Consider the following 16,620-nt stretch of genomic DNA (forward strand, 5'->3'; position numbering starts at 1 on the left):
GACATGAGCCATCTTCTGCATCGCCCCTTCGGCACCCATGGCGAAGTTCACCGCATCACACCCGAAAGCGCGGGCTGGCGCTACGTCGGGTTCAGCCTGCACCGCCTGCGGGCCGGAGAGACCGTCGCCGAGGCCACGGGAGAGCGTGAAGTCATCCTCGTGATGGTCGAGGGCAAGGCCCGGCTGTCCGGCGCGGGGCGCGAATGGGGCGAGCTGGGTGAGCGCATGAATGTTTTCGAGAAGACGCCGCCGCATTGTCTGTACCTGCCGAACGGCACCGACTGGCGCGCCGAGGCGACCACGGATTGCACCATCGCGGTCTGCAGCGCCCCCGGCAAGGGCGGTCACGAGGCGCGGCGCATCGGCCCGGACAGGATCGCGCTGACCCAGCGCGGCACCGGCAGCAACACGCGCTTCATCAACAATATCGCCATGGAGAGCGAGGACTACTGCGATGCGCTGCTGGTGACCGAGGTCTTCACCCCGGCGGGCAACTGGTCGTCCTACCCCAGCCACCGCCATGACGAGGATGATTTCCCGCGCATCACCTACCTCGAAGAGACCTACTATCACCGCCTCAACCCGGCGAACGGCTTCGGGGTCCAGCGGGTCTATACCGATGACCTTCAGCTCGACGAGACCATGGCCGTACATGACGGCGACGTGGTCTGCGTACCGCGCGGCCACCACCCCTGCGGCGCGCCGTATGGTTTCGAGATGTACTATCTCAACGTTATGGCCGGGCCCCGCCGCAACTGGCGCTTCGTTGCCGCGCCCGAGGTCGAATGGATCATGGAGCGCGACCGGCTCCCCTGAGACGCCCGCGGCTTGAGGTTGGCCTGTTCTCCAAACGAGGTTCTGCAAGTGGCGCTCGAAACAGGGCGGGTTGGAGGTGTCGGAGGGGTAAGCCCCCGCGATGTCAAAGCGATGCGGAAGCGGACTTTTCTCGGCAGGATGAACAAGGAGAGTCCGATGAGCAGACGTGACTGGCCGAAGCCCAGACCATGGACGTGCTGCGCCAGCTGGATGTCCCAGCTGCCGAGCTGTGCCGCGAGCATGGCATGCGCGGTGCCACCCTGTACAAGTGGCGGGCCAAATACGGCGGGATGGATGCGTGCCTGATTCCCGCGGGAAAAAGATGGCGGAGGAGAGGTGCAGCAGATTGCTGCCGGGTGGCTCCGGTCCTGCAACACCAAACACCCGGACATGGGCAACGGCGGCATAACACCCGCCCGGAAACTAAGAATGGCTGCGTAAACCCAACGTCCACGCCTCCCGTAAAAACGGGGGATTACCCGCGCTGCCGCTCTGCCATTTCTTGCCCGCGACCGCGTCGCCGATCTGCTGGACGGAGAAATCCTAACCATAGCCCGCGCATTTCCGCTGCCACATGAGCGCGATTTCCTCCTGAATGCTGATCCCGCGAGGCTTTCCCCGGAGGATCTGGCGCATTTCGCCGGTCAGGTCGCGCAGACCGATGTTCCCGAGCCAGGGTGGCCGCAACGTGAGACGGAAGGCAGTCTCGTCGTCCACTGCCGGTGCGCCGATGCGACGCACGGCAGGTGTCGAGGCCGCCGTGTCGTTTTCTGCCGCACTCCGTGCAGCCGTCCTATCGACCGGGGACCCGCTCGAGCCGCGGCAGTTGCATTCGCGGGCACTTCCAAGCGTGGGTCGGCCATTGCGCGGGATTCCTCGTGCAGGGCGATCTGGCAGCGCGCCGGTTCTGTCGACAGGGTCGGGCCGTCTGCGTCGAGGTGGGCCATGCGTCTCTCCGTCATCACGGCGAAACCCAGGTCCGTGAGCGCCGTCAGGGCGCGAGTGAGGGTTTTCGCCTCGGAGAAGACGTCGGTACGCAGCGAGAGGCAGAGCGCAGAACCTTGATCAAGGTTCGATATCTCAACAGTCCTCGCCGGGCTCCGGCGGTGGAAAGCATAGCCCGAGGGGCGTTTTTCAAGGAGGGGGTATGTGCGACTCCGGCCACTTGGCTGCCACCGAAAACTTCCCGGGCATCCACGGAGGCGCGACCGTGCACGAGCCTGTGCCCGACGTTGAGTACTGGTGTGCACCAGAAACGCAAAAACCACTCCCGAGGGAGTGGTTTTTTTGCCAAATCAGTCTCTTGCGAGATTTTTGGCTCCGGCGGTAGGGATCGAACCTACGACCAATTGATTAACAGTCAACTGCTCTACCGCTGAGCTACGCCGGAACATGCGGGCCGTATAGCAACCAAGATTCCGGTCGTCCAGAGGCTTTTGTCACATATTTTTCAGTTTCTTTCAGAGCAGGGAAAAACGGGCCGCCGCGCTGAGGGTTTCTACGGGCTGAACCCGGGATCTCTCTACCAGATCAATGAGATGCGCGAGGACGTTGCGTTCGTACCGCAGGCAGTAGCTGGCGCGGAACCTCTCGGTAGATCTGTGCGGCGAGGCCTGCGGCCGTGGCGGGACCGGCGCGCAGGGCGCTGAGGATCTCGGCCTCGCGGCCTTCGCGGTGTGCCAGCAGGTCCGCGAGGTCGCGCCGCCGGGCTGGTGACCGGGGCGCCGTGGCCCGGGTACAGGCTGTGCCAGCGCTCGGTCCCCAGCCGCCGCAGCGAGGCCATGAAGGCGGTCAGGTCGCCATCCGGGGGCGAGACAAGCGAGGTCGCCCAGCCCATCACCAGATCGCCCGAGAACAGCCGGCCCTGCCAGTCGAAACAGAGGTGGTTGGCCATGTGCCCGGGGGTGTGCAGCGCGCGCATCTGCCAGCCGTCCCCGGCGATCAGCGCACCGTCCGCCAGCGCGATATCCGGCGCAAAGCCCGCGTCGACACCCTCGCCGCCGCCGACCAGCCCCTCGACCGCCAGCCTCTGCATCATCGCGCTGCGCCCGGCATCGTGGCGCCCAAAGCCCAGAACCGGCGCACCGGTGCGCTGCGCCAGCGGACCGGCGAGGGGGCTGTGATCGAGATGCGCGTGGGTCACCACGATATGCGAGACATGCTGGCCTGGCCCCAGGGCCGCGAGGATCGCCTCCAGATGCCCGGGGCTGTCGGGGCCGGGGTCGATCACCGCAATCCCGCGCGTCCCCAGCAGATAGGTGTTCGTGCCGCGAAAGGTCATCGCCGAAGGGTTGGGCGCCGAGGATCCGGCGCAGGCCGGGTTCCAGGTCCTCGGCGATGCCGGGTTCGGGACGGAACGCGGGTTGGGGGTCCTGCATGCGGGAAACCTTTTCGATGGGGGTCGGGCGCGGTAGATGTAGCCCATGACCTTTGCATGGCTCAAACGATATATGCCCCGCAGCCTGTACGGGCGCGCCGCCGCGATCCTGATCCTGCCGGTGGTGACCCTGCAGCTTGTGGTTTCCGTGGTCTTCATCCAGCGCCACTTCGAAGGCGTCACGGAACAGCTGAGCCGGGAACTGGCGCGGGCCGTGACCTTCGCGCTGGAAGCGAAAGGCGAGGATGACACCGGGGAAAGGCTGCTGGGGATCGACCTGCACCGGGTCGAGGCCGAGGCGCTGCCCGCCGCGAACCAGCGGCGCTGGTTCGACCTGACCGGGCTTGTGGTCATCCGCGAGCTGAACGCCCACATTCCCGGGCTGGAGCGGGTGATGCTGCCGGACGATTACGGCGTGACGCTGTATATCCGGCGCGACGGTGTCCTCTATCGGGCCGAGGCGGCGCGCGAGCGGGTCTCGGCCTCGAACCCGCACCAGCTGTTCGTGAACATGCTCTTCTTCGGCGCGCTGATGACGCTGATCGCCTTCCTGTACCTGCGCAACCAGCTGCGCCCGATCACCCGGCTGGCGGCGGCGGCAGAAGCCTTCGGGCGCGGGCGGGCGATGCGCTATTCACCCTCGGGGGCGACAGAGGTGCGCGCGGCGGGCCATGCCTTCCTGGACATGCGGGCGCGGATCGAACGGCATATCGAGCAGCGCACCATGATGCTGTCGGGGGTCAGCCATGACCTGCGGACGCCGATCACGCGGCTGCGGCTGGGGCTGTCGCTGCTTGACGACGCGGACCGCGAACCGCTGGAGCGGGACGTCGAAGAGATGCAGGCGCTGATCGACGCCTTTCTGGATTTCGCCCGGGGCGATGCCGAGAAGGGCTTGGCAGAGCCGGTCGACCCGGTGGCCCTCGTGCGCGGCGTCGTCGAGGATGCGCAGCGCGGCGGGCAGGCGGTCATCATGGCGCCCGGCGATCCCGTGGGCGAGGTGCCTCTGCATCCGCAACCCTTGCGGCGGGCGGTGCAGAACCTTGTGGCCAATGCGCGGCGCTACGCCAAGACCTGCCGGGTGTCCGTCACCGTCAGCGAAAAATCCCTGCGCATCCGGGTAGAGGACGACGGCCCGGGCATCGCGCCAGAGGATCGCGAGAAGGCGCTGCGGCCCTTCGTGCGGCTGGACCCCGCGCGCAATCAGGACCGGGGCTCTGGCGTGGGGCTGGGGCTGGCCATCGCCGCCGATATCGCGCGCGCCCATGGCGGTGTGCTGCGGCTGTCGGAAAGCCCCGATATGGGCGGGCTGCGCGCCGATATCGTCATCGGGCTTTGACCCGCGCGGCAGGCCGATGGGACAAGACGGTCTGGCCGCGGCTTGGGTGTTGTCGGCACGACGCGTCGCAGGTCCGATGGAACAGGCATAAACCCGCTATAGTTTTCGTAAAATCAAGGGTTTGAGACACGGATCCGACGTGATGGCGCCGCTTTTCCGCCGCCACGGTCGGCGAGTTTCCCCGTGGTCGGCGGCGCTGCCCGGCGGCCCGCACGGATGCCTGCCCGCGTCCCCCATGCCACAGGAGACAAGACATCATGAGCCTGACAACACTCGTCGCCGCCGCCTCTCTGGGGCTGGTGTCCCTGACCGCAACAGAGGCCGAGACGCCCAAAACCCTGATCTTTGCGCAGGCCGCGCCCTTCATCGGCACGCAGGGCTATATCGCGCCACAGGGCGACTACATGACCACGGCGCAGGGCTGCACCTATCGCCGCACGCAGGCGCCGGGCTATCCGCCGCGCTGGATCCTCGTGCTGAACCCGAAGCACATCGGCCTGCCGAACTCTCCGCGCAGTTGCAAGGGCATGATGTAACGCCGCGGCCATGGCGGCAGAGGCTCAGCCCATCCGGCAAAGGGCATCGGCGGCGGCGGTCAGGAACTGGCCCAGCCGGTGCCGGTCCAGCGGCTTCGGCAGGAAGGTCAGGTCCAGCGCCTTGCAATCCTGCCGCAGCTCCGGGCTGCGGTCGACCGAGATGATCGCGCAGGGCAAGGCGCCCATGTGTTCCTTCAGGCTGTGATAGAGGCCGATCCCTGTGGGGCCGGGGCCAAGCTGGTAGTCCAGCAGCAGGGCATCCGGTACGATCTGCAGGTCGGCCAGCAGGGCCAGCGCCTCTTCCGCGCTGGCGGCTTGCAGGACGCTGACGTCCCAGCTTTCCAGCATCACCGTGACCGCGCGGCTGAGTTGCGGGTCGTTCTCGACCAGAAGCACGATCAGCCCGGCCTGCGACAGCCCGACGGGCCGCGCGCTGCGCGGGTTCTGCGTCACCGCGGCAGAGGCCCGCCCTGCAATCGGCACATTGACCATGAAGCACGACCCGCGCCCGACCTCGGACCACAGCCCCAGCGGGTGACCCAGCCGGGCGCAGGCGCGTTCGACGATGGCAAGGCCAAGGCCCAGCCCCTCGTTCCGGCTGGCCTTGGTGTCGAGGCGGCGGAATTCCTCGAAAATGGCGTTCTGGTCCTCTTCGGCGATGCCCGGTCCGGTGTCCCAGACCTCGATCCGGGCAGAGGCGCCGTTGCGCCGCACCCCCACCAGAACGCGGCCCGCATCGGTGTAGCGGATCGCATTGGCCAGCAGGTTCTGCACGATGCGCCGCAGGTAGCTGGCATCGCTTTGCACCATCAGCCCGCTGTCGACAAAGCCCAGTTGCAACCCCTTGCGCTCTGCCAGAACCGCCATCTCGTCGCGCAACGGGCGAAAGATCTCGTGCAGGGCCACCGTGCGAATGTCGAAGTGCAGCCCGTCGCCGTCCAGCTTCGAGATGTCCAGCAGCGCGTCGATGATCTGTTCGGCGCTGGTCAGGGCGCTTTCGGCCTTGTGCAACACGGCCTGATCGGCGCCGTTCTGGGTCCGGTCGGCCAGCGATGAGACATAGAGCTTGGCCGCCGACAGCGGTTGCAGAAGGTCGTGCGAGGCGGCGGCGACGAAACGCGACTTCGAGGCATTGGCGCGCTCGGCGGCGGAGAGCGCATCCTCCAGTTCCAGCGTGCGCTCCATCACGCGCTGTTCCAGCACCTCGTTCAGCTCGGCCAGCTTCTGCGCCGCTTCGCGTTCGGCGGTGACATCGGTGATCGCCATGAGGAAACCGCCGTCCGGCATCCCGCGCCCGAAGATCTGCAAGACCATCTGCGGCCCGCGCCGGATCTCGAAAGAGACCGGCTGGCGCGGTTGCGGCGAGGCGGCCCAGAGACGGAACCCCTCGCGCGTCAGCCCGCGGGTGAATTGCACCTCGTCGTCCAGCCGGTCGATCAGCCCGGCGAAATCGGCGCCGATCTGAAGCCGGCGGGCGGGCAGGGACAACAGGTCCCCGGTCTTCTGGTTCCAGCCCACCAGCCGCCCGTGATCGTCGAAGATGCAGACGCCCTGGTTCAGGTGGTCGAGCGTCGCGCGCACCATGCGCGCCTGCTTGTCCTTCAGCCGGTCGCGCTCTGCCCGCTCCAGCCGCATCAGGTCGGTCACGTCGGTTTGCAGCACCACCGTGCCGCCATTGGCGGTGCGATGCTCGGACACCTGCAACCAGCGGCCCTGCGAGAGCTGGACGTTGAACATCACGTGCCGGTCCTGATGGCGGCGGTTGCGCCGTTCGGCCCATGTGTCCGGCGTCAGGTCTTCGGGCAGCGCCAGATAGCGCGAGCGGCTGACCTTGGCGACGTAGGAGGCAAATGGCATCCCCGGGCGAAGATGCTGCGTCATATCCCTGAAATCGCGACAGAATCGCGAATTGCACATGACCAGAACGTCGTCGCTGTCGAACAGCGCAAAACCCTCTGACACGGTCTCGATGGCGTCGGCGAGGTTACGCCGCGCGGCCTCTGTCTCGCGGTTGGCCTCGGCCAGCTGGGCGTTGGACTGGTGCAGCAGGTCAAGCGTGCGCTCCAGCTCCAGCGTGCGCTCGCGGACGCGCTTTTCCAGCAGGGCCGCGCGTTCGAACTGGGCGTAGGCATCGCCAGAGTTCTCGGCGCCGTATTCGACCCGGTTCATCAGCGCCTCGGCGATGCGCAGAAGCTTTTCGTTCTGGCGTTCGAGGCTGTCGGAGGGATTGATCAGGGACATGGGCTCAGCGGCGCGGCGGCGGGTAGATCGCGACGCCGGTGAAGGTCTGGTTGACATGCAGCCCGCCCATCTGCTCGCCGTAGGTGGAAAAGCCCACGACCCGGTGCCGTTGCAGGATATCGGAAATCTCGCGCCCCTTCTGGACCTGCTCGGCGTCGATGCGCCGCAGCAGGCAGTCGCAGCCAAGGATATGCTCGGGCGCCGCCGCGCCGGACCCGGCCAGCGCGCCAAGCCCCGCTTCGAGGTGCTGCGCGATGTCCTGATGCGAGGCCAGCGTCAGCACCATGCCTTCGTTGATGGCCGAGAAGAAGACGAGATCGCTGTTTTCCGACACCTGCTGGATGGCGCGGACATGGTGGCTGTCGCCGACGCGCACGACCACCGGATGCGCGGCGAAGGTGAAGCTGCCAAGGTGGTTCGGGTCCTTGCCCAGCAGCCGGGCGTATTCCTGCGCGGCGGGTTCGGCGTTGATCTCGTGCACCACCCGCCGGTCGGGCGAGGCGCGGGTCACCACCATGCGCACATCCGTCGGCACGAGGTTGTCGAGGCTGAAGACCCGCACCGGGCAATGGCTGCGCACCATGGCCAGCAGCGCCGCGTTGCGCCGGACCGCGCCGTTCCGCGACAGCCAGGTGCCACGGAAGGCGGTGCCGTCGCCCGAAGACCCCCCGAACAGCGGCATTGGCCCAAGGCCCGAGGCCAGCGCGGCGGCCAGCCGTTCTTCGCAAAGCGACAGACCGTCGACCATCAGGAAGGCGAACTCGTAGGCCTTGTCGGCGGCGTCGCGATTCAACTGCATCCGCTGGCGGATCAGCGCGTCGATCAGCGCCCGTTCGTCGAGCCGGTCAAGATCGTCGATGGCGCAGGTGATCGCCGTGAACAGCGCGGCGGGAAAGCCGATTGCCATGATCTGGCCGCTCTCGTAGCCATGGCGGCCCAGCTCTCCGGCGGTGGTGCAGGCCAGAACGTCGGTGCCCGGAAAGACCTGTCGGGCATCGCGGGTCAGGGCCTGGAAATCCGCCTCCGGCGAGGCGAAAAGGCAGACCATCGCGAAGGGACCGGCGCCCAGCTGCCGCGCCAGCGTCTCGGCGGGCCGGGGGTCGTCGACGGCGACCTGTGCCACCCGCAGGGCAGTTTCGGCCAGTCTCTCCTCTCCGGCGGAGCCGGTATTCGCCCCGTCCATGTCCATCCCCTCCCGGTGGGCGGCAGGATAGGGCGCCTATCCCTCGCTTGGCAAGACGTTGGTGAAACGCGCCTCTTGCGCGACCAGCACCGCCTGCGTGCGGCTGTGGACGCCCAGCTTGCGCATGATCGCGGTCACATGGGCCTTCACGGTGGTTTCAGCGATCGACAGGTCGAAGGCGATCTGCTTGTTCAGCTTGCCCTCGCAGATCAGGTGCAGAATGCGCGCCTGCTGGTTGGTCAGCGAGGCCAGCCGGGCCAGCGCGTCGTCCGGTTCGGCGCCTTCGCCGCCCTTGGGGTCGATATAGCCATCGGGCACGAAGGGCTGTCCGGCAGAGACCGCCTCGAAGGCGCGGCGAAAGACCGAGCGCTGCGAGTGCTTGGGCACGAAGCCGTTGGCCCCGGCCTTCATGGCATGGCTGATCATGCGGTTCTCGGCCATGGACGAGGCGATCAGGATCGCGGCGCGCGGCGCGGCATTCCTGAGCCGCACCAGCCCGTCAAGGCCGTTCACGTCCGGCAGGTTGAGATCGAGCACGATCAGCCCGACCTCCGGTTCCCGCGTGACCACGTCCAGCGCCTTTTCAAGTGTCCCGGCGGTGCGGATCTCGTCGAAGTCGGCGATGGATTGCAGGGTCAGCGTCAGGGCGTCGCAAAACAGCGGGTGGTCGTCGACCACCAGCGCGGTGCCGGGCCGGTCGGTGCAGAGGGTCCTGTCCTGGGCTTTCTCGATCATGGTCACGCCTGTCTTTCGGTCCATCCAGCATAGGCGGCAATGGTCCTGCGGTCTCTTGCCCAAAGGTCTAGGGTCGCGCCTGCCACCGGCAGCGGCCTTGCCCCGGCGGGCACCACAGGGCGCCCGGCCCGGGACCGCGCCGGGGACGGGGCAGGTGCCGCGCAGACCGCCGAAGACAGCGCCCTAGAACCAGCCGCGCACCATGCGGGAACCGTCCGAGATGTCCTGCCCGATGCCATCCACCGTGCCGCAGCCGGCCAGCATCAGGGCCAGTGTCAGAAGAAGTGCCTGTTTCATGTCTCTGCTCTGCTTGGGGGCGGGCGGCCTCTTCGGGACGTCCCGCCGGTTGGTTATTTCGTTTCCCACCACCAGACATCGGGCTGGAAGCCCAGCCAGTCGCCGTAGATCGGCGTGTCGGGGGAATAGGTCAGTTCCTTGGCATGCGCGATCCGGCTGAGGTCGTAGCGGTACATGATCGGGATCACGTAGCGCCCCGCCGTCAGCACGCGGTCCAGCGCGCGGGTGGCGGCGACGAAATCCCCCTGGCTTTCGGCGTTCAGCATGGTGTCGATCATCGCGTCCGCCGCGGCGGACTTCGCGCCCATCAGATTGCGCGACCCCGGTTCGTCGGCCTGTTCAGAGCCGAAGTAAAGCCGCTGCTCGTTGCCCGGCGACAGCGAGAGGCCGCGCTCGTAATAGACCATGTCGAAGTCGAAGCTCTTGGACCGCGCCTCGAATTGCGCGGAATCGGTCATGTTCACGGTGGCGCGGATGCCCATGCGCTCCAGCGCGGTGGTGAACATCAGCGCGATGGCCTCGTCCTCGCCCTTGCCCTGACGGATCAGGATGTCGAAGGTGAAGGGCTGCCCGTCCTTCTGCATCACCCCGTCCTCGACGGTCCAGCCGGCCTCGGCCATCAGGTCCATGGCGCGACGCAGGTTCGCACGGTTGCGCACCGAGCCGTCAGAGACGGGCAGGGCATAGCCCTCCAGCACGCCGGGGGGCAGGTCGCCGGCGAAGGGCTCCAGCATCTCGCGCACGCGGCCCGTCGCCGGACCCTCCTGCATGCCCAGCACCGAGTTACCGTAATACGAGGTGATGCGCGGCTGGCTGCCGCCGGTCTGCACGTCGTTGATGTATTCGAAGTTGAAGGCGTTCAGCAGCGCCTCGCGCACGCGCCAGTCGCTGAACTTGTCGCGCCGGGTGTTCATGGCAAAGCCGTACATGCCGTAGGGGCGTTCGTGCCCGATCTCGGACTTCACGATCTCGCCCGACTGCACGGCGGGAAAGTCGTACTGGCTGCGCCACTTCTCGACATCCGTTTCGCGGTTCGAATTCAGGACGCCGCCCTTGAAGGCCTCGAACATGGCGGTGCTGTCGGCGAAGAACTCCATGCGGATGGTGTCGAGGTTGTGGAACCCCTGCCGCGCGGGCACGTCCTTGCCCCAGTAATCGGGGTTGCGCGTCAGTTCCACGAAGCGGCCCGGATCGACACTGGTGATGGTATAGGGCGCGGAGGAGACCGGGATGGTGCCGAGCCCGGATTCGGTGAAATCCTTGTCCTGCCACTGGCCCTTCTTCAGGATCGGGCGCATGCCGATGACCAGCGCCAGCTCGCGGTTGTCCTCGCTGAAGGTGAAGCGCACCGACCGCTCGCCGGTCTGCTCCATGCTCTCGACGCTTTTCCAGACGCCCAGGTAGCGCGGATGGCCCTCGGTGCCGAGCGTCTCGTAGGACCACATCACGTCTTCGACGGTGACCGGGCTGCCGTCGCTGAACTCGGCCTCGGGGCGCAGGGTGAATTCCACCCATTTGCGGTCCGGCCCGGTCTCGACCGATTCTGCCAGCAGCCCGTAAAGCGCGAAGGGCTCGTCATAATTCCGCTCCAGCAGGCTCTCGTAGGCGAGGAAGCGCAGCTGCCAGGGCGTGGTGCCCTTGAGGATATGCGGGTTGAGGCTGTCGAAGGTTCCGACCTCGCCCAGAACGATCTTTCCGCCCTTGGGCGCATCGGGGTTGGCATAGGGGAAGGACGCGAAATCCGCAGGCAGCGCCGGGTCGCCATACATGGCGATTCCATGCTGCGGTTCGGCGATTCCCTGAACAGCCGAAAGAATCAGCGCCGGGATCGCGCAAGAAAATGCCCCGGACATGGAAGATTTGATGCGCATTCTGAAGTTCGCCCCGCACTGCCCTTGTTTTGTTGAGCCATGATTACCTGCGCTTTTACGCCTTTTCAAACTTTTAGCTTGGACTCGGGCGCGAAAGCGCCTATAACAGGGGCACTGCTCGATAGGTTTCTTGCCTGTATGAAACCTGCCTCAATGACTGAACCCCGGCCTCGGTACCGGGGTTTTTTTGGCCTTGCCAACAGGGGTTTGCAGACAGGGCTTTGCCCGATCCCGCGCGCCGCGTCCAATCACGAAAGGGTTCCGTGCCAAAGGCGGCGCCCCCGGCCTGCGGCCCCGCAGCGAAACGCTTCTTCTGCATTGCAGCAACAGGGGTGGGATGCTCATATATGCTGCAACAGCACAATACATCAACAGGAGTAGAGACCATGTCGCTCAAGGGTAAAACCGCCGTCATCACCGGATCGACCTCGGGCATCGGGCTGGGGGTCGCGCATGAACTGGCGAAGGCCGGGGCCTCGATTGTCGTGAACTCCTTCTCGGACAGCGCGGCGGACCACGCCATCGCGAAAGAGATCGCCGATACACATGGCGTCGAGGCGCGCTATATCCAGGCCGACATGTCGAAAGAGGACCAGTGCCGCGCGCTGATCGAGACGGCGGGCGCCTGCGACATCCTGGTGAACAACGCGGGCATCCAGCACGTGGCGCCCATCGGCGAGTTCCCGGTCGAGAAATGGAACGCGATCATCGCGATCAACCTCAGCTCTGCCTTCCATACCACCGCCGCCGCGCTGCCGCTGATGCGCCGGGCGGGCTGGGGCCGGGTGGTCAACATCGCCTCGGCGCACGGGCTGACCGCCTCGCCCTATAAAAGCGCCTATGTCGCCGCCAAGCACGGCATCGTCGGCATGACCAAGGTCGTGGCGCTGGAAACCGCGAAGGAGCCGATCACCGCCAATGCGATCTGCCCGGGCTACGTGCTGACGCCGCTGGTCGAGGCGCAGATCCCCGACACCATGGAGAAGTACGGCATGGGCCGCGAGGAGGTGATCGAGAAGGTCATGCTGGAGCGCCAGCCCTCGAAAGAATTCGCCACCGTCGAGCAGCTGGGCGGCACGGCGGTCTTCCTGTGCTCGGACGCGGCGGCGCAGATCACCGGCACCACGATTTCCGTCGACGGCGGCTGGACGGCGCTTTGAGGCCGGTACGGGCAGGGGGGCGCTGCCCCCGCCTTCGGCGCCCCCCGGGATATTTGCAGACAGAAGAAACAGGGGGCCGGTGATGGCACAGCCCGTACGGATCAATCTTGCCCTGCAGGGCGGCGGCGCACATGGCGCCTATACCGGGGTGTGCTGGACCGGCTGCTGGAGGAGGAGGACACTGGAGATCGCCGCCATCAGCGGGACCTCGGCGGGGGCGCTGAACGGCGCGGCGCTGAAGGCCGGGTGGCACGAGGGCGGCCACGAGGGCGCGCGGGCAAGGCTGGCCTGGCTGTGGGGGCAGGTGACGCGGCTGAACGACCAGGCGCTGCCCGCCTGGATGATGCCCTGGATGCCGCACCCGGGGCTGGTCAGCCGCGCGATCGAGGCCTCGCCGGGCTACCTCTGGGCCGATACGGTGACGCGGATGCTGTCGCCCTACGGGCTGGGTCCGCTCTATCGCAACCCGCTGGAACCCATCGTTGCCGAGCTTGACTTCGACCACGTCTGTTCCGGTGTCGGGCCGGAGCTGCATCTTTGCGCCACCAACGTGCGGACCGGCAAGGTGCGGACCTTCACCGGAGAGAGGATTTCGGGGCAGGCGGTCATGGCCTCGGCCTGCCTGCCAACGCTGTTCCAGGCGGTCGAGATGGAAGACCCGGTCACCGGTGTGACAGAGGCCTTCTGGGACGGCGGCTATTCGGGCAATCCGGCGCTGTTCCCGCTGTATGCGGCGCATCTGCCCGACGACATCGTGATCGTGAACATCAACCCGATCCATCGCGAGAAACTGCCCGTCACCCCGCCCGAGATCCAGAACCGCATCAACGAGATCAGCTTCAACGCCTCGCTGTTGCGCGACCTGCGGGCGATCAACTTCGTCCAGCGTCTGATCGCCGAAGGCTCTGTCGTCGAGGGCGCGATGAAGAACGTGCTGGTGCATATGATCGCCGACGACGGGCTGATGAACGCGCTGTCGGTGGCGACGAAAATGGTGGCGATCCCCTCTGTCATCGCGCAGCTGAAAGAGGCGGGGCGCCGCGCGGCGGGCGACTTCCTGCGCAGGCATCGCGCCGATCTTGGCCGACGCCAGACCGTGGATCTGCGCGAGATGTTCGATTGAGAAAGCGATGGAAACAAACGCGCCGCACCGGGGATACGATGCGGCGCGCGACCGTGTGGTGGCCTTGAACACAAGCGCCGAGGGACTGGCGCCTTCTTTCTATAGGATAGACTGTCTTTGGCGGATATAAAGTAAAATCTTGCTTGCGCGGTGCATTTTCCACACAGTTTCCGCGCGGGGCGGCCCGGGCGGGCGCGCCTAGGAGGCCTCGCGGAACCGCGCTTCGGCGGCCTGCTTGGCATCCGTGCCGTTCGGGTAGACCAGCCCCGCCGAAATCACCAGCTTGGCGGCGTCCTCGAGGCTCATGTCCAGCTCGATCACGTCTTCCTTGGGGAAAAACAGCAGGAAGCCCGAGGTCGGATTCGGCGTGGTCGGCACGAAGACGGACACCAACCCGCCCATGGTCTGCGCCTTCTGCGCCACTTCGCCGCGCGTGTCGGTCGAGATGAAGGCCACGGCCCAGATGCCCTTGCGCGGATATTCGACCAGACAGGCCTTTTCGAAGCTGCGTTCGGTCTGGGCAAAGACGGTTTCGGCCAGCTGCTTGATGCCCGAGTAGATCGAGCGGACCACCGGCGTGCGGTCCACGAGGCTTTCGCCGAAATTGATCAGCGAACGTCCGATCAGCCCCTTGGCGATCCAGCCCACCATGATGGTGAACAGCAGGAAGACCACCACGCCAAGCCCGCGCACGTTGACCTCGATCCGGTCCTCGCCGGTGAGGCCGAGGAAGCGGTTCAGCAGCTCCGTGGGGTGATAGGCGCCCGGCACGAAGGGCCAGACGAAGCCGTCGACCCAGCCGACAACCGTCCAGATCAGCCAGACCGTCAGGCCGACGGGGGCGATCACGACGATGCCGGTCAGAAAGGAGGTGCGCAGACGGACGAAGAGGCCCGAGCGTTTCTTGGGTTCCGGGTCGAACGGAGAAGGATTCGGGGTCGTCATCGTCTTTCCATGGGCAGCCCCATGGAAACTAGGCATTGGCCGGGCGCACTACAATACGTCTGTTCACCAAAGCGGCACTCAAGCAGGGCGAACGCTCAATTCCCGTGCAATTTCAGCGGCGAGGCGCGCATTGTTGAGAACAAGCGCGATGTTTGCAGTCAGCGACCGGCCCTCTGTCAGCTCGTAGATGCGTTGCAGCAGGTAGGGTGTCAGCGCCTTGCCGGTGATTCCATGGCGCTCGGCGTCCTCGGTGGCGCGGGTGATCACCGGCAGCATGGTGTCGCGCGCGATCTCGGCCTCGGCGGGGATCGGGTTGGCCACCAGCTGGCCGCCCGGCAGGCCGAGCGCCGCGCGCATGGCATGGGCGGCGGCGATTTCGACCGCGCTGTCCATGCGCAGAGGCGAGGCCAGACCCGCATCGCGCGACCAGAAGGCGGGCAGGCGGTCCTGTCCGTAGGTGATGACCGGAACCCCCAGCGTTTCCAGCACTTCCAGCGTCTTGGGCAGGTCGAGGATTGCCTTGGCCCCGGCAGCCACGACCGTCACGGCGGTCTGCGCCAGTTCGTGCAGGTCGGCGGAGACGTCGAAGCTGGACTCGGCGCCCTGGTGCACGCCGCCGATGCCGCCGGTGGCGAAGACCGCGATCCCGGCCTGCCGGGCACCGATCATCGTCGCCGCGACGGTCGTCGCCCCGGTGCCGCCCCGGGCCATGCAGGCGGCCATGTCGGCGCGCGACAGCTTGGCAACGTTTTTGGCCTGCGCCAGCGCCTCCAGCCGGTCGGTCTCGAGCCCGACGTGCAGGGCGCCGTCCAGCACCGCGATGGTGGCCGGGACCGCGCCCGCCTCGCGCACTGTCGTCTCGACCTTCTGCGCCATCTCCGAGGTTTTGCGGCCAGGGCATTCCATGCGTGATGATGGTCGATTCCAGTGCCACCACGGGACGATTTTCTGCAATCGCATCGCGGACTTCGGGGGTGATCTTCAGGTTCAGGCTCATGCCGGGTGCTCTCCGGAGACGTGGATGGCGGCGGCCTGAAGCGCGGCATTCAGCGCGTCGTCGCGGGCCGACCCGCCCAGTTCGGCGGCGATATGGGCCGCCATGAAGGTATCGCCCGCGCCGGTGACGCGGGTCACCAGAACTTCGGGCGGCGCGGCAGAGACCGCGCCGGTGGCATCCGCATCGGCGCAGGGCTTGCCGCCATGGGTCACAAGCGCGCGCCGCGCGCCCCGGGCCACCAGCGCCAGCGCCGCCTCGGGCGCCGAGGCGAAGCGGGCGTGACACAGCAGCCCGGCCTCTTCGAGGTTGACGTAAAGCGTGCCGCGCCCGGCGGCGACAAAGGGCAGAAGCCGCTCCGCCTTGCCGGGGCTGGCGGGCGCGATGCGCAGGTCGGCGGCGGCAAAGGCCGCGCCCTCGGCAATGGTCTGCAGCAGCGCGCCGGTCAGGTTGCCGTCCAGCGCGACGGCGCCGGAATAGGGCGCCTGCGCGCTGCCAAGGCGACCGTCGGTCAGCGGGCGCAGGATCTTGTCGCCCGCCGCCTCCAGCGAATGGGCGTCGGCGATAGCGGCAATCAGCCCGTTGGCGCCCTCGACCGCCATGTAGCGATCGGTCGGCAGGTCTTCGGAACGGTACAGGAACGCGGTGTCCAGCCCCAGCCTGCGGCATTCGGCGGCCAGTTCCTCGCCCTCGGGATCGGACCCCGTGGCCGACAGCAGCGCCACGCGCAGGTCGAATCGCGCCAGCCCCATGGCGATGTTCAGGGCCACGCCGCCGGGAATGCGGGTGATGCGCCCGGGCACGTCGGCGCCAAAGGCCATGGCACTAGGGGAGCGTACCGATCACGTCCCAGAGGACGGAGCCGATGCAGAGGATATCCGGGGCGCGGGTCATATCCCGTCATGCCGCGTGCGGGCTCTCTGCGCAAGCCATGGCGGTGCTGACGCGGCGGCGCGGGGCCGGGGCAGGGCGCGTGCCCCCTTTCGTCCTGCCCCCGCCGCGT

At 66.9% G+C, this 16,620-nt stretch carries 11 protein-coding genes, 1 tRNA gene and 4 pseudogenes; 6 read left to right on the forward strand and 10 right to left on the reverse strand.

Going from position 1 to position 16,620, the window contains the following annotated elements; translation table 11 throughout:
- Positions 1–3 precede the first annotated feature (3 nt).
- A complete protein-coding gene (gene iolB / locus ABFB10_RS18945; protein WP_347167688.1) occupies positions 4–816 on the forward strand; it encodes a 5-deoxy-glucuronate isomerase in 813 nt (270 codons plus the stop codon).
- 188 nt (positions 817–1,004) lie between these two features.
- A pseudogene (locus tag ABFB10_RS18950) lies at positions 1,005–1,124 on the forward strand (transposase); the annotation flags it as partial.
- A 1,007-nt stretch (positions 1,125–2,131) separates the two neighbouring features.
- Here the strand turns inward: ABFB10_RS18950 and ABFB10_RS18955 are convergent.
- Positions 2,132–2,206 (reverse strand) — tRNA-Asn (locus ABFB10_RS18955).
- Positions 2,207–2,276: 70 nt separating this feature from the next.
- Positions 2,277–3,194, reverse strand: a pseudogene (locus tag ABFB10_RS18960) (MBL fold metallo-hydrolase).
- 45 nt (positions 3,195–3,239) lie between these two features.
- Between ABFB10_RS18960 and ABFB10_RS18965 the strand changes: the two are divergent.
- Positions 3,240–4,532, forward strand: coding sequence for an ATP-binding protein (locus tag ABFB10_RS18965; RefSeq protein WP_347167689.1), 1,293 nt, complete (start codon positions 3,240–3,242; stop codon positions 4,530–4,532).
- Between the two features lie 257 nt (positions 4,533–4,789).
- The gene (locus ABFB10_RS18970; RefSeq protein ID WP_347167690.1) at positions 4,790–5,068 is read left to right on the forward strand and encodes a hypothetical protein; all 279 of its coding nucleotides are present in this window, start codon (positions 4,790–4,792) and stop codon (positions 5,066–5,068) included.
- Between the two features lie 24 nt (positions 5,069–5,092).
- On the opposite strand, the gene ABFB10_RS18975 is transcribed toward ABFB10_RS18970, so the two are convergent.
- The 5 genes from ABFB10_RS18975 to ABFB10_RS18995 all read right to left on the reverse strand — a co-directional run bounded on the left by ABFB10_RS18975 (position 5,093) and on the right by ABFB10_RS18995 (position 11,395).
- Positions 5,093–7,309, reverse strand: a complete 2,217-nt coding sequence (locus tag ABFB10_RS18975) for a PAS-domain containing protein (protein ID WP_347167691.1) — start codon at positions 7,307–7,309, stop codon at positions 5,093–5,095.
- 4 nt (positions 7,310–7,313) lie between these two features.
- Positions 7,314–8,492, reverse strand: a complete 1,179-nt coding sequence (locus ABFB10_RS18980; RefSeq protein ID WP_347167692.1) for an FIST N-terminal domain-containing protein — start codon at positions 8,490–8,492, stop codon at positions 7,314–7,316.
- Between the two features lie 36 nt (positions 8,493–8,528).
- Positions 8,529–9,227 carry a response regulator gene (locus ABFB10_RS18985; RefSeq protein WP_347167693.1) on the reverse strand — a complete coding sequence of 233 codons (699 nt, stop codon included), beginning with the start codon at positions 9,225–9,227 and terminating at the stop codon, positions 8,529–8,531.
- A 183-nt stretch (positions 9,228–9,410) separates the two neighbouring features.
- Positions 9,411–9,524: a hypothetical protein gene (locus ABFB10_RS18990; protein ID WP_023848062.1), complete on the reverse strand. Its 114-nt coding sequence runs from the start codon at positions 9,522–9,524 to the stop codon at positions 9,411–9,413.
- A 53-nt stretch (positions 9,525–9,577) separates the two neighbouring features.
- Positions 9,578–11,395, reverse strand: a complete 1,818-nt coding sequence (locus tag ABFB10_RS18995) for an extracellular solute-binding protein (RefSeq protein WP_430523031.1) — start codon at positions 11,393–11,395, stop codon at positions 9,578–9,580.
- A 386-nt stretch (positions 11,396–11,781) separates the two neighbouring features.
- Between ABFB10_RS18995 and ABFB10_RS19000 the strand changes: the two genes are divergently transcribed.
- Positions 11,782–12,555, forward strand: coding sequence for a 3-hydroxybutyrate dehydrogenase (locus tag ABFB10_RS19000; RefSeq protein WP_347168066.1), 774 nt, complete (start codon positions 11,782–11,784; stop codon positions 12,553–12,555).
- A gap of 82 nt (positions 12,556–12,637) precedes the next feature.
- Positions 12,638–13,678 (forward strand): patatin-like phospholipase family protein, encoded by a 1,041-nt coding sequence (locus ABFB10_RS19005; protein WP_347167694.1) that lies wholly within the window; start codon positions 12,638–12,640, stop codon positions 13,676–13,678.
- A gap of 198 nt (positions 13,679–13,876) precedes the next feature.
- Here the strand turns inward: ABFB10_RS19005 and ABFB10_RS19010 are convergent, their stop codons facing one another.
- The 3 genes and pseudogenes from ABFB10_RS19010 to ABFB10_RS19020 all read right to left on the reverse strand — a co-directional run bounded on the left by ABFB10_RS19010 (position 13,877) and on the right by ABFB10_RS19020 (position 16,511).
- The gene (locus ABFB10_RS19010) at positions 13,877–14,623 is read right to left on the reverse strand and encodes a DUF502 domain-containing protein (protein ID WP_347167695.1); all 747 of its coding nucleotides are present in this window, start codon (positions 14,621–14,623) and stop codon (positions 13,877–13,879) included.
- Positions 14,624–14,701: 78 nt separating this feature from the next.
- A pseudogene (locus tag ABFB10_RS19015) lies at positions 14,702–15,620 on the reverse strand (pseudouridine-5'-phosphate glycosidase).
- Positions 15,617–16,511 (reverse strand): annotated as a pseudogene (locus ABFB10_RS19020) (PfkB family carbohydrate kinase). Before ABFB10_RS19020 ends, ABFB10_RS19015 begins: the two co-directional pseudogenes overlap by 4 nt.
- Positions 16,512–16,620: the final 109 nt, after the last annotated feature.

It is taken from the genome of Ponticoccus litoralis, from assembly GCF_039769985.1.
GTDB lineage: Bacteria > Pseudomonadota > Alphaproteobacteria > Rhodobacterales > Rhodobacteraceae > Ponticoccus > Ponticoccus litoralis.